The sequence below is a fragment of the Lysobacter sp. genome (assembly GCF_035655815.1).
Lineage (GTDB): Bacteria > Pseudomonadota > Gammaproteobacteria > Xanthomonadales > Xanthomonadaceae > Lysobacter_J.
Genome location: NZ_DASRTS010000035.1, coordinates 24130 through 36599, shown reverse-complemented (window position 1 = coordinate 36599; position 12470 = coordinate 24130). Strand labels below are relative to the sequence as shown.

At 67.2% G+C, this 12470-nt stretch carries 10 protein-coding genes and 1 tRNA gene; 7 read left to right on the top strand and 4 right to left on the bottom strand.

Features of this window, described 5'->3' with window-relative positions; genetic code table 11:
• Positions 1-24: 24 nt before the first annotated feature.
• From VFE83_RS09510 to VFE83_RS09500, 3 genes are all read right to left on the bottom strand, one after another.
• Positions 25-1152, bottom strand: a complete 1128-nt coding sequence (locus tag VFE83_RS09510) for a slipin family protein (protein WP_324905442.1) — start codon at positions 1150-1152, stop codon at positions 25-27.
• A 420-nt stretch (positions 1153-1572) separates the two neighbouring features.
• Positions 1573-1640, bottom strand: a tRNA-Met gene (locus VFE83_RS09505).
• A 730-nt stretch (positions 1641-2370) separates the two neighbouring features.
• Complete coding sequence (locus VFE83_RS09500) at positions 2371-3012, bottom strand: arylesterase (RefSeq protein WP_324905440.1); 642 nt, start codon at positions 3010-3012, stop codon at positions 2371-2373.
• 145 nt (positions 3013-3157) lie between these two features.
• On the opposite strand from VFE83_RS09500, the gene VFE83_RS09495 reads away from it, so the two are divergent.
• Entirely contained in the window at positions 3158-3859 is a 702-nt protein-coding gene (locus tag VFE83_RS09495; RefSeq protein ID WP_414674716.1) for an ABC transporter ATP-binding protein, read from the top strand.
• Positions 3856-6354 carry an ABC transporter permease gene (locus tag VFE83_RS09490; RefSeq protein ID WP_324905438.1) on the top strand — a complete coding sequence of 833 codons (2499 nt, stop codon included), beginning with the start codon at positions 3856-3858 and terminating at the stop codon, positions 6352-6354. Before VFE83_RS09495 ends, VFE83_RS09490 begins: the two co-directional genes overlap by 4 nt.
• A gap of 234 nt (positions 6355-6588) precedes the next feature.
• Here the strand turns inward: VFE83_RS09490 and VFE83_RS09485 are convergent, their stop codons facing one another.
• Positions 6589-6849 (bottom strand): hypothetical protein, encoded by a 261-nt coding sequence (locus VFE83_RS09485; RefSeq protein WP_324905436.1) that lies wholly within the window; start codon positions 6847-6849, stop codon positions 6589-6591.
• Between the two features lie 138 nt (positions 6850-6987).
• On the opposite strand from VFE83_RS09485, the gene VFE83_RS09480 reads away from it, so the two are divergent.
• The 5 genes from VFE83_RS09480 to VFE83_RS09460 all read left to right on the top strand — a co-directional run bounded on the left by VFE83_RS09480 (position 6988) and on the right by VFE83_RS09460 (position 11433).
• Positions 6988-8049 carry a class I SAM-dependent methyltransferase gene (locus VFE83_RS09480; RefSeq protein ID WP_324905434.1) on the top strand — a complete coding sequence of 354 codons (1062 nt, stop codon included), beginning with the start codon at positions 6988-6990 and terminating at the stop codon, positions 8047-8049.
• Positions 8046-8759: a 16S rRNA pseudouridine(516) synthase gene (locus VFE83_RS09475; RefSeq protein ID WP_324905432.1), complete on the top strand. Its 714-nt coding sequence runs from the start codon at positions 8046-8048 to the stop codon at positions 8757-8759. Before VFE83_RS09480 ends, VFE83_RS09475 begins: the two co-directional genes overlap by 4 nt.
• A complete protein-coding gene (locus VFE83_RS09470) occupies positions 8756-9469 on the top strand; it encodes an HAD family phosphatase (protein ID WP_324905430.1) in 714 nt (237 codons plus the stop codon). Before VFE83_RS09475 ends, VFE83_RS09470 begins: the two co-directional genes overlap by 4 nt.
• Before the next feature lie 415 nt (positions 9470-9884).
• Positions 9885-10469: a hypothetical protein gene (locus VFE83_RS09465; RefSeq protein WP_324905429.1), complete on the top strand. Its 585-nt coding sequence runs from the start codon at positions 9885-9887 to the stop codon at positions 10467-10469.
• 172 nt (positions 10470-10641) lie between these two features.
• Positions 10642-11433, top strand: coding sequence for an NrdJb (locus VFE83_RS09460; protein WP_324905427.1), 792 nt, complete (start codon positions 10642-10644; stop codon positions 11431-11433).
• The last annotated feature ends 1037 nt before the right edge of the window (positions 11434-12470 follow it).

Here is a 12470-nt window from a genome sequence, read left to right as displayed (position 1 = left end):
GGCCGAATCCGTCCGGCCCACGGGTTACTGCTTCAGGCTCACCAACTGCTTCATCAGGCCATCCAGGCCGCCGAACACAGTCAGCTTGTCGATCTTCTCGGTCACCTTCTCCAGAGCCTCCAGCTCCTTCAGGCGCATCAGCACCGGGCTCTCCTCGATCAGACGTGCGGTGTTGAGCAGGGAACGCGTGGCGTTCGCCTCCTCGCGACGACGGATCACGTTGGCCTGGGCCGCCTTCTCCGCCTGCACGACGCTGTTGAGGATCTCCTTCATCTCGCCCGGCAGGATCACGTCCTTGACGCCCACGCCGAGCAGTTGGATGCCGAGTTCGCCGGTGCGGCCGCGCACGTAGCCGAAGATGTCGGCGTCCAGCGAGGCCTTGTCGCCCAGCAGTTCGTCCAGCGTCTTGGCGGAGATCGCCTTGCGCAGGCCGAACTGCAGCTCGCGGTACACGTACTCGCCGTACTTGGCGACGCGCGTGATCGCGGCCACCGCGTCGGTGACGCGGAAGCTGGCGGCCAGATTGACGCGCAGGCTCACCTTGTCGCGCGTCAGCAGCTCCTGGCCCGACACGTCGATCGACTGCACGCGCAGATCGACCGACTGTGCCACGACGTTGCGGCGGAAGTTCCAGAACGCGTAGGTGCCCGGATCGAGCACGCGCGCCAGCCTGCCGTCGATGAAGACCAGGCCGGCGAACTCCGCCGGCACCGCCAGCACCACCGCCACACGCTCCAGCGAGGACAACTGGCGCAGGCGCGCGGCGACCGCCGCCGGAACTTCCAGCGTCTCGTCCAGCGACAGCGTGCGAACCTCCACCGACACCGGGCCCTTCCAGTACAGGCGACGCTCGCCGGGCGCCAGGACCTCTTCGATCCTGCCGTTCTTCAGTACCAGGCCGACCTCGTCCATGCCGATGTCGGCCAGCACGAAGGTCTCGCCGAGCGCATCGCCGAGGCGATCGATCAGCGCACTCTCGTCGCTGCCCACGTATTCCGGGCGCAGCACGATGTTGTGCAGCTTCACTTCGATCCGGTCCAGCGGATCGAACCAGCTGTACACGCCGGGCTTCAGCACGGCTTCGAGTTGACGGTTGCGATACACCAGGCCGCGCTCGCCGTCACCGATCACGACCCTCTTGGTCCAGAACATCTTCATGTCTCCTTGTTGGCTCTGGTGGTCCGATCCGCTTGTGCGCGAGGGATCGGTTGTCGCGTTGCTTATGCTGCTCTTCGCTGGAAGAGGGTTGCGGCATACGTCGGCGCATGCGCCAAACCGAGCACGCTCCCTCCTGCAGACAGGAGGAAAAGAAGAAGATGGAAACACCCCACGCCAACATCGCGGCCCCGTTGCGCTGCCTGCACGCGGCGGCTGCGTTCCGCGCTCCATGGCGATGACGCTGCCAGGATTGCGTTCGTACAACCGTCGCTCATGCTTCGAGGGCAACAGGTCGGCGATGTCACCGCTGCGGCGTTCCGTTGTGCACGACGCACATGGCGACGTGCCGGTGGAACACCGCGCGGGGTGTTTCCGTTGTGGGCTTTCGCCCTTGGATAACGACGTGACAGGTCGTTGGAGCGGGAATCGAACCCGCGACACTCAGGTGATGAACCTGATGCTCTACCCGACTGAGCTATCCAGTGGTGGACGAACCGGATTCGAACCGGTGGCGTCGGCGTGAAGCCGATGCTCTTCCTGCTGAGCTATCGTCCGCTCACGACACACTGCATCGATCCACGGCATACGCCACGGCAGCGCCGCGCGCACCGGAAGGGTGAGGCTTCCGCCACGAACCCGTGCCGCTGTGGATGTTCCGCCGATGTGCCGTGCACTGACGCCTCCGGGCGGCGAACCCGAAGACATCAATCCGTTGTGCGAGTGCATCCGCGTGCCGCCCGTGCCGAAGCATCCAGGCACAGCGCATCAGCGCTTCACGGCGTTCCCTGCCTCGAAACCAGCATGTTCCGGATGCTTCGGGATCGCGCGATGCAATCGCGTTGTGATCGTGTGTTGGCCTTTGCGAACGCCAAAAAGAAAACGCCCCCGGGTTGCGGACCCGAGGGCGTTCGCGTTCCTCGGGAGGTCGGGGTGACCGACCTCCCGTGTGCAGGAGATCAGTCGCAGTGGCCGTGTTCGTCGCGCGCACGCAGACCGAAGCCGTTGGGCTTGCGTGCGTCGTGCTGGGCGATGGGGAAGAAAATGTTCATGGCGTTGCGAAGATCAAATTGATGTGTGACTGCGAAGGCCGCGCACGTTACGCATTCGTAAATTTGAATGCAAGACCGTTCGTCGGGAAATGATTGGTAGACACGCGGTAGATGCGTGGTCGATGCGTGCGATGGAATTCCTGTTCGCGGATCCGGCTCGCTGTCATCGCAGTAATGGCTCGAGCTGCATCCACACGTGATCGCGCAGCTTTGGTTGCGCGGTTGCGACCGGATGCAGGTTGTCGTCCTGGAACGCATTGCGATCCAGTGCGATCGGCTCCAGCAGGAACGGCAGCAACGCCACGCCATGCTGCTTCGTCAATGCGGCGTAGTTGTCGCTGAATCCCTGCGTGTACTCGCGGCCCAGGTTCGGCGGCATACGCATGCCGATCAGCAATACCTTCGCACCGGCGGCCTTCGATGCACGGATCATGCGATCGAGATTGCTGCGCGACTGCGCCAGCGGCAATCCGCGCAGGCCATCGTTGGCGCCCAGTTCGATCACCACCACTGACGGCTTGTTCCGCTTGAGTTCGCCATCGATGCGCGCGGCACCACCGGCGGTGGTTTCGCCGCTGATGCTCGCGTTGACCACGCGCCAGCCCGGCTTCGTTTTCGCGATGCGGTCCGCGGTCAGCGCCACCCAGCCCTGCGATGCAGTCAGCCCGTATCCGGCCGACAGCGAATCGCCCATTACCAGCACCGTGCGTGCCGGCTTCGGTGCGGGCGTGGCCTTCGCCGCGGTCTGCGCGGACGCGGGCAGGGCAACGGCCAAGGCCAGCGACATCGCCGCAACCCAGCGCATGGCACATTGCACGAGGCCGCGTGATCGGCCATATGCCCTCATGGACGGCACGGATGCGCCGTAGAACAGATCTTTAAAGAACATTTAATCCTTGCTCCCGATGATCGAAGAACCCCGCCCGGGCTCCACCAGCATAAGGACCATCATGGCCGATTCCATCGCGCCGCGTACCACCACTTCCGCCGTGCTTCAGGTTGCCGGCCTCGGCAAGCGCGTGATGCTGCCGTCGGGCGAACTCACCATCCTGGATGATGTGTCGTTCGACATCGCGCACGGCGACACCGTGGCGATAGTGGGAGCCTCGGGTTCGGGCAAGAGCACGCTGCTGTCGTTGCTCGCTGGGCTGGACACGCCCAGCAGCGGGCGTGTGACGCTGGGTGGTGAGCCGCTGTCGACGCTGGATGAAGACGGCCGTGCGCGCGTGCGCGGCGAGAAGGTCGGCTTCGTGTTCCAGAACTTCCAGCTGCTGCCGTCGCTGACTGCGCTGGAGAACGTGATGCTGCCGCTCGAACTGCGCGGCGATCGCGAAGTCGAGGCGCCCGCCCGCGGCATCCTGGAGAAGGTCGGGCTGGGCCAGCGCCTGGGCCACTACCCGCGCCAGTTGTCCGGCGGCGAGCAGCAGCGCGTCGCGCTGGCGCGCGCGTTCGTGACGCAGCCTTCGCTGCTGTTCGCCGACGAACCTACAGGCAACCTCGACACGCACACCGGCCAGGCCATCATCGAGCTGCTGTTCGAACTCAACGCGCACGCCGGCACCACGCTCGTGCTGGTCACGCACGACGAACACCTGGCGTCGCGCTGCAGCCGCCTGCTGCGCCTGGACAGCGGTCGCCTGGTGTCGTCATGAGGACGTTCACGCTCGCGTGGCGCCAGCTGCGCCGCGATCTCGCGGCGGGCGACGTGCGCATCCTGATCGCGGCGCTGGTGCTGGCGGTGCTCGCGGTCACGGCGGTCGGCTTCGTGACGGACCGTGCGGAGCGTGCGCTCGCCATCGAAGCCAATCGCCTGCTCGGCGGCGATGCGGTGGTGCGCGGCGATACGCCCATCACCGGCGCGGTGCGCGAGGCGGCCAACGCGCCGCAGCTGCAGCGCACCGAGACGATGGAACTGCAGACCATGATCCGCGCCGGCGAGCGCCTGCAGCTCGGCGATCTGCGTGCGTTGGGCAGCGGCTTTCCGTTGCGCGGAAGTTTCCGCATCGTCGACGCAGGCGGTGTCGAACGCGACGCAGGCGACGTGCCCGCACGCGGCACCGTGTGGATGAGCCGTGCCGGCGCGGACACGCTCGGCGCGCGCGTGGGCGATGAGGTATCGCTGGGCGATGCGCGCTTCCGCCTCGCCGCGCTGGTGGTGCAGGAGCCGGATGCCGCGCTGGATTACTTCAACGTCGCGCCGAAGGTGTTCCTCAACCTGGCCGACGTGCCGTCCACGGGCCTGGTGCAGGAAGGCAGCCGCATCCGCTATCGGCTGGTGATCGCCGGGCCCGCGTCGGCCGTGGAGCAATTCGTCGCCATGGCCAAACCGGCGCTCGGCCGCGGACAGCGGCTGGAAACCATTTCCGACGCGCGTCCGGAGATCCGCTCCGCACTCGATCGTGCCGGCCGCTTCCTAGGCCTGGCGGCGCTCGTGTCGGTGGTGCTGGCTGCGGTGGCGGTGGCGATGGCGGCGCGCCGGCATAGCGCGCGGCATCTGTCCGGTTCGGCCGTGATGCGCTGCCTGGGTGCCAGCCAGCGCACGCTGGTCGGCATCCAACTGGGCGAGTTGCTGATGCTGGGACTCATTGCCAGCAGCGTGGGCGTCGCGCTCGCGTTCGCGTTGCAGTGGGCCATCGGCGGCTGGCTGGCGCAGGCGCTGAAGTTGTCGATTCCGCCGGCGGGCTGGATGCCGGCGGTGCAGGGGTACGGCGTCGGCCTGGTGGTGCTGATGGCGTTCGGTGCGCCGCCGGTGCTCGCGCTGCGCCGCGTGCCCGCGCTGCGCGTGCTGCGCCGCGATCTCGATCCGACGGAGCCCAGCGCGTGGCTCGTCGCCATCGCGGGTCTCGGCGGTCTGGCGGCGCTGCTGTGGTGGAAGGCCGGCTCGGCGGCACTGGGCCTGTCGATGCTGCTGGGCATCGTCGCGACGCTGGCGGTGCTCGCGCTGCTGGCGTGGTTGCTGATCGTGGTGGTGCGCCGCGCGCGTTCGCGCCTGCGCGGCAGCCTGCGCTACGGCCTGGCCAACGTCAGCCGGCGTGCGGGCGCGAGCATCGCGCAGGTGTCGGCGCTGGGCCTTGGCCTGATGGCACTGCTGCTGCTCACCTTCGTGCGCACCGACCTGCTGGACCGCTGGCAGCTCGCGCTGGCCGAGGAAGCGCCCAACCGCTTCATCATCAATGTGCAGGACGACCAGGTCGCCGACGTGCGCGCCTTCATCGCCGAGCAGGGCGTGGCGCCGCCGACGTTGTATCCGATGATCCGCGGCCGTCTGGTCGCCCACAACGGCAAGCCGGTGACCGGCAAGGATTACGTCGAACAGGGCGCACGCGCGCAGCGCCTGGCCGAACGCGAGTTCAACCTGTCGGTGGCCGACCACCTGCGCGACGACAACCGCGTCACCGCCGGCGAGTTCTGGAACGGGCGCAAGCCCGCGAAGCCGGAAGTGTCGGTGGAGGAGGAGTTCGCCGAGCGCCTGGGCTGGAAGATCGGCGACCGCATCTCGTTCGACATCGCCGGCCAGGCGTTCACCGGCACCATCACCAGCCTGCGCAGCGTGGAATGGGAGAGCTTCCGTCCCAACTTCTTCGTGATCGCCTCGCCGGGTTCGCTGGACGGATTCCCGGCCAGCCACATCACCGCGGTCAGCGTGCCGCCGCAACGCACGCGCTTCACCGCGGATCTGGTGGAGCGCTTCCCCAACCTGTCGGTCATCGACATCGACGCCGTGCTCAAGCAGGTGCGCAGCACGGCCGACCAGGTGTCGACGGTGGTCGAAGTGGTCTTCTATTTCTCGCTGGTGGCCGGTCTGCTGGTGCTGATGGCCGCAGTGAGCGCGAGCCAGGACGAACGCCTGCTCGAAGGCGGCGTGATGCGCGCCATTGGCGGTAGCCGTCGCCAGTTGCGACTGGCGCAGGCATCGGAGTTCGCCGCCATCGGCCTTCTGTCAGGCCTCACTGCCGCCATCGCGGCCTCGGTGCTGGCCGGCGTGGTGGCCACGCAGGTGTTCGACCTGCCGTGGGAACCGGACTGGCGCATGGCCGCCGTCGGTGCCGCGCTGGGCGTGCTGGCCGCGTTGCTGGCCGGCCTGTTCGCGACACGGCGCGTTCTCGATGCGCCACCGTCGGTGACGCTGCGCGAGCTGCAGGGGTGAGGTAGGCCGCTTACGCGGCACGGCCGCGTGGTCTGCCGAACGCACGACCATGGATGGTCGGGCCGGGTGGTCCGTTCGTTCCACGGTTGCGCCATGGAGGGCGGCGGTGCGATGAACGAAGCGTCGCCGCAAGCTGGCCCAAGTAGGCGAAGCACCCCGGGTATCGCCTCGCCGCAACCCGGGTGCGACTTGCGGCCTTGCCCGGGCTACATACGCATCGCAACCGGCATCGCGCTACTGCACAACACCCTGCGGCCTTGCGCTGAAACGCCGCGGATAGTCGCGTTCGCGCACCACGCGGTCCACTTCCTCGTGCGCCAGTTCCGGCGCGCCGTAGACGGCATACGCGATCTCGCCATCGCGCAGGCCGATCTGGTGCAGACGGTAACGGGGTTGTCCGCCACCGGTGTTCTCGGGGTAGTGCATCGGCGGCTCGGCGCCGTCCAGATCGAGTTCGCTGTTGTCGACCACACCACCGACGAAAAGGGCGCGCATCGCGTTTCTCCTGCGATTGATACGCCGGTCATCGTCGCCCGGCGCGCGTTGAATCCGCATGAAGCCGCCGCGGCGGGCATCGGCGAAGTCCGCGGGGCTTGCGTAGAATTGACGGCCATCACACGCACGGACCCGTACATGCGCGCCGACGAAGGCGACGTCGCACTGCCGACCCTGTTCATGCCGTTCATGGACGGTTTGCTTGCGTGGCCCGCGCAAGGCGGCGCGTTGTTCCTGCGCGCGCGCGAAGGCTGGCCGCTGCACCAGCGCGCATGGCCCGGGCTGGTGTGCGAGCAGAGCTGGCGGCCCGAAGCCGATGCGCTGCAGCGTTCCGGTTTCAGCCTCGTCGAGGCTGACGACGCGCAGCGCCATCCGCTGGTGCTGGTGCTGCCGCCGCGCCAGCGCGAGGAATCGCGTGCGCTGCTTGCGCGCGCGGTCGCACGCTGCGCACCCGGCGGACGCGTGGTGGCCTGCCTGCCCAACAACGAAGGCGCGAAGTCCGGCGAGGCCGATCTCGCGCGCCTGGCCGGGCCGTTGTCGAGCGAATCCAAGCACAAGTGCCGCGTGTTCTGGACCGCGCCGCTGGATGGACCTGCCGATGCGGACCTCATGCAGCAATGGTTGCAGGCCGACGCGCCGCGGCCCATCGCCGACGGGCGCTTCGTCAGCCGCCCCGGTGTGTTCGCGTGGGACCGCATCGATGCGGCGTCGCGCCTGCTGGCCGGGCACCTGCCGACCGATCTTTCCGGCCATGCCGCCGATCTCGGCGCCGGCTACGCCTATCTGTCGAGCGAACTGCTGACCCGCTGTCCGCAGATCACCGCGCTGGATCTCTACGAAGCCGAGTTGCGCGCGCTGGAACTGGCGCGCACCAACCTGGCGGAGTTCGCGCCGCGCGTGAAGCTGCAGTTCCACTGGCACGACGTCACGCGCGGCCTGGAGCATCGCTACGACGCCATCGTGTGCAATCCGCCGTTCCATGCGCAGTCGCGCGCGGACCGGCCTGATCTGGGCCGCCGCTTCATCGCGGTGGCTGCGCAGTCGCTGAAGCCGCGCGGCCGGCTGTGGCTGGTCGCCAATCGCCACCTGCCGTACGAGGCCGAACTCGCCGCGCACTTCGCGCAGGTGCGCACGGTGGCGCAGCAGGACGGATTCAAGGTGGTCGAAGCGGTGCGCGCGGGCGAAGGAGCCTCACGATGAAACTGGTCAAGCTGATCGCCAACCTCGGCTACGGCAGCCGCAAGGACGTCGCCGCGATGTTCCGCGAAGGTCTCGTTACCGATGCCGCGGGCGAGGTGCTGTACGCCGACGACAAGGTGCCGTTCGACACCATCCGCATCGACGGCGAGCCGCTCGATCCGCCCGCCGGCATGGCGCTGATGCTGCACAAGCCGGTCGGCTACACCTGCTCGACGAAGGATCCCGGCCGCGTCATCTACGAGCTGCTGCCGCCGCGCTTCCGCCTGCGTTCGCCACTGCTGTCCAGCGTCGGCCGGCTGGACCGCGACACCAGCGGCCTGCTGCTGATGACCGACGACGGCACGCTGCTGCATCGCATCGTCTCGCCCAAGGCGAAGCTGGCGAAGGTGTACGAGGCCACGCTCGCGCACGACCTGCGCGGCGACGAGGGCGAGGTGTTCGCCAGCGGCACGCTGATGCTGGAGTCGGAAACCACGCCGCTCGCGCCCGCGCAGCTGCACGTGGCCGACCCGCGCCACGCCGCACTCACGCTGACCGAAGGCCGCTACCACCAGGTGCGCCGCATGTTCGCCGCGGTTGGCAATCACGTCGACACGCTGCACCGCAGCCGCATCGGCGGTCTTGAACTCGGCGATCTGCCAGCGGGCCAGTGGCGCCTGCTCGACGATGCCGACCTGCAACGCCTGTTCGGAGCCACGCAATCCACATGAGCCTGCCCATCGATTTCGCCCCCGCCGCGGTCCTGTTCGACATGGACGGCCTGATGATCGAAAGCGAGCGCGCGCTGTTGCAGTGCTGGCGCGAGTCGTCGCAGCACCTGGGGCTGACGCTGGACGACGCGCTGTGGCTGTCGTTCGTGGGCCTATCCGACCGCGTCTGCCACGACATGCTGCGCGAGCGGCTGGCCGAGGAGCAGGTGGCCGCGCTGCTGCACGAGCTGCAGCTGCGCTACGACGCACACGTCGAAGCCGGGCTGCCGCTCAAGGCCGGCGTGATCGAACTGCTGCAACTGCTGGACGAGCGCGGCATCCCGCGCGCAGTCGCCACTTCCACGCGTCGCGACCGCGCGCTGCAGAAGCTGGAGCGCTGCGGCCTGCTGCCGCATTTCCACGACGTGATCACCGGCAGCGACGTGGCCCACGCCAAGCCCGCGCCGGACATCTACCTGCTGGCCGCGCAGCGCCTGGGCGTGGAGCCCGCGCGCTGCGTGGTGCTGGAAGACTCCGGCCCCGGCGTGCGCGCCGCGCTCGCCGCCGGCATGACGCCGATCCAGGTGCCGGACCTTGTCCATCCCGACGAGGCCACGCGCTCGCTCGGCCACCGTGTCGTCGAATCCCTGGTGCATGCGCGTGCGCTGATCGAGCCCGTCCTGCCGCTGGCCGGAGGCCGCACCGCGCAGGACTCCCGATCGCCGGCCTGAACCAGCCCCGGCGGCCGAGCGCATTCAGCCGCCCGGGCCCATGCTCGCCAGTTGCGGACCGCCCAACCCGACCCAACATCTAGTGGTCAGGCGCGTCCGGATGTGCAATATTTGCCCCGCAGCAGGGTCCGGCCGAGCGGGAACAGGCCGGGGCGGGCGCAGGTCGCCAATGGCGGCCTGCATCGGCTTCCGGCAGCGCGCCAGGCGCGCGGTTTCCATCGGAATGGAGTAGCGCGGCAAAGGACATCGCGCTTCGTGCTGCACGCGGAACCCGGGCCGGCTCCGCGTTCGTGTTGCAGTTGCAGGCCCGCGCGATGCGTGTCGTTGCGCGTGCATGCAGCAGGTATAGCATCGCTCACGCACCACCCCGATTACCGACCGCCAAACGAATGAGACGCCCGTCAGGAGGGCACACATGAGCAATGGCAACGGAGTGACGGCGACCCTGACACAGGCCGCCGATAACGTGAAGGACACGGCCACCAACATCAGTCACGCGGTCATGCAGCGCGCCGACGACGCCGTGACCAGCGCACGCGAAGCCGTCGAGAACGCACGCAAGGCCGCCAGGAAGGCGGTCGGCAAGGCGAAGAAGAAGCTCGCCGAGGCCAGCGCCAAGGCACGCAAGGAGGCCGCCACGCTCAAGCGCGAGGCGACCACCGCCAAGAAGAAGGCGGCCAAGCAGGTGAAGTCCGCCCGCAAGGCTGGCAAGACCGCGGTGGCCAAGGCCAAGGGCACCGCCAAGCGCGACGTTGGCGCCGCCAAGCGCAAGGCCGCCAAGAAGACGGCCAAGGCGAAGAAGGCCGTGACCGCCGCGCGCAAGACGACCAGGAAGGTCGCCGTCAAGAAAACCGCCGCCAGGAAGACCACCCGCAAGGCGGCCACCGGAACCGCCGCCAGCAAGGCGGCCAAGGCAGTAAAGCGGCCCACCAAGAAGGCCGCGACCAAGGCAGCCAAGCGACCCGCCAAGAAGGTCGCGAAGAAAGCTGCCAGCAAGTAAGCAAGCCCCGATTGGTCGCCGCGCCCTCGCGGCGCGGCGACCGCATTAGCCGTAGTTGAAGACGAGGCCGGGTCACCGCAGCGCATCGCGCCGGACCCGCCGAAAAACAGACGGCGGAACCCACCGCCATTCCCCGCAAAACTCGCAACGCATTCGCAGCAGGAGCTGGCCAATGGCCGTCAAGATCGACAAGAAAATCAAGGGCTACAGCGTCGTCACCCCGGAAGACAAGGCGCCGGCGCCCGCCAAGGCTGCCGCCCCGGTCAGCGAGCCCATGCCCACGGCCGACGTCATCCAGATGCACGAGCGCATCGAGCGCCCGGAGATCCTGGTCGGCTCCACCTACAAGATCAAATCGCCGCTGTTCGAGCACGCGCTGTACGTGACCATCAACGACATCGTGCTCAACGCCGGTACCGAACACGAACTGCGCCGTCCCTTCGAGATCTTCATCAACTCGAAGAACATGGACCACTTCCAGTGGATCGTCGCGCTCACCCGCATCATGTCGGCCGTGTTCCGCAAGGGCGGCGACGTCACCTTCCTGGTCGACGAGATGAAGGCCGTGTTCGATCCGCGCGGCGGCTACTGGAAGCCGGGCGGCGTGTACATGCCGTCGCTGGTCGCCGAACTGGGCGCGATCGTGGAAGACCACCTCAAGTCCATCGGCCTGATCCACGACCCCGAGATGAGCGACGCCCAGCGCGCCCTCATCGCCGAGAAGCGCGCGGCCTACGCCCAGCTCTCAAAAAAAAACACTGAAGTAAGCGCAAACCCCGCCGGCGACCTGTTCCCCGAACCCAAGGTCGCCGACGCCCCGCGCAGCGAAGACGTCGAAGTCACCGGCGAAGGCGCCGCCTTCCCGCCCAGCGCCACCATGTGCCACAAGTGCAGCACCAAGGCGGTGGTGATCATGGACGGCTGTGCTACCTGCTTGAATTGCGGGTATAGCAAGTGCGGGTGACGCTCGCGCCCTGCTTCTGACCAACTAGATTGTGGGGGTGCCTAGAAGGCGCTAGTTCGGACCCCAGAAGTCACTAGTAAGGACGCTAGAAGGCGCTAGTAGGTGAGCGATGGTCATAAGGACAGGCATCCCGTGCCTGCTCGCTTAGGCCGCCCCATAAATGGGGTTCTAAGCAGGGGGTGTGCGGTGCAGGTCTGAGCAGTTCTGCACGCGATTCGCGGCGTGCGCCCGACCGCCGCACTCTCCCTAATGGGGGCTAAAGCTGCCGTGCGGTCCTACGAGGGTTAGGGGACGCGTTGACGTTCTAGCCGTAGACGAGGTGCAACCCTCGGGCGAATGCGACCAGCCGAAATGAGGGCAGGGAATGGATGCAGGCCAGGTATCACAGCTCTTTCGAAGTGGGGATTGGGTGGCTGTGATCGTCATCGTGGTCCCTGCCGTTGCGTGGTGCGCAAAGGAGATGTTTGGGGCTATTCGGGCCCGCGATCAAAGGCGCCGAGAGTTCCTGGATCTATGGATTCGTAAGGAGCATCACGACGATGACTTGTGGTTAGAGGGCATCGTTCTTTATGGCTACGGGGTAACGTTGTCCGCGGCGACGATCCGGCACATCACGTCGCGTGATAAGCCTATGCAACGTCTAAGGGCGTTCGCGATGAATCATGCGTATTTCGTTTTGATCGTTCCCGCGGCGCGATCGCTTGGCGAAATCGGCGCTACAACTCACGCTCGCGCCGAGTGTTCACGTACACGTGGCTGTTGGTTGCCTATCTGATCCTCGTGTCGGCGGGCGTAATGTGCGCGCTGTTCGGCATCAAATCTGACCATCTTGGCATGGTGGTCAATGGAGCCGTACTGATGCTCGCCGCGGCTGCCTCCTTCTGGCGTCTCCTCTCCCTATGGGGTGCCTCGGCAAGTTGGCGAAATCATTTGTCGGATGCGCTCCCGTTCGTGCAGTCGCGCAACACGCACCTAAGCGTGCGTAACGTAAGCGAGACGCAGCCGAATCAGCGACGGCGCGGTTCTCGCCGCAGGTC

Coding starts and splice junctions, on each gene's coding strand:
- VFE83_RS09510 (WP_324905442.1), bottom strand. CDS start 1,152: ATGTTCTGGACCAAGAGGGTCGTGATCGGTGACGGCGAGCGCGGCCTG.
- VFE83_RS09500 (WP_324905440.1), bottom strand. CDS start 3,012: ATGCGCTGGGTTGCGGCGATGTCGCTGGCCTTGGCCGTTGCCCTGCCC.
- VFE83_RS09495 (WP_414674716.1), top strand. CDS start 3,158: ATGGCCGATTCCATCGCGCCGCGTACCACCACTTCCGCCGTGCTTCAG.
- VFE83_RS09490 (WP_324905438.1), top strand. CDS start 3,856: ATGAGGACGTTCACGCTCGCGTGGCGCCAGCTGCGCCGCGATCTCGCG.
- VFE83_RS09485 (WP_324905436.1), bottom strand. CDS start 6,849: ATGCGCGCCCTTTTCGTCGGTGGTGTGGTCGACAACAGCGAACTCGAT.
- VFE83_RS09480 (WP_324905434.1), top strand. CDS start 6,988: ATGCGCGCCGACGAAGGCGACGTCGCACTGCCGACCCTGTTCATGCCG.
- VFE83_RS09475 (WP_324905432.1), top strand. CDS start 8,046: ATGAAACTGGTCAAGCTGATCGCCAACCTCGGCTACGGCAGCCGCAAG.
- VFE83_RS09470 (WP_324905430.1), top strand. CDS start 8,756: ATGAGCCTGCCCATCGATTTCGCCCCCGCCGCGGTCCTGTTCGACATG.
- VFE83_RS09465 (WP_324905429.1), top strand. CDS start 9,885: ATGAGCAATGGCAACGGAGTGACGGCGACCCTGACACAGGCCGCCGAT.
- VFE83_RS09460 (WP_324905427.1), top strand. CDS start 10,642: ATGGCCGTCAAGATCGACAAGAAAATCAAGGGCTACAGCGTCGTCACC.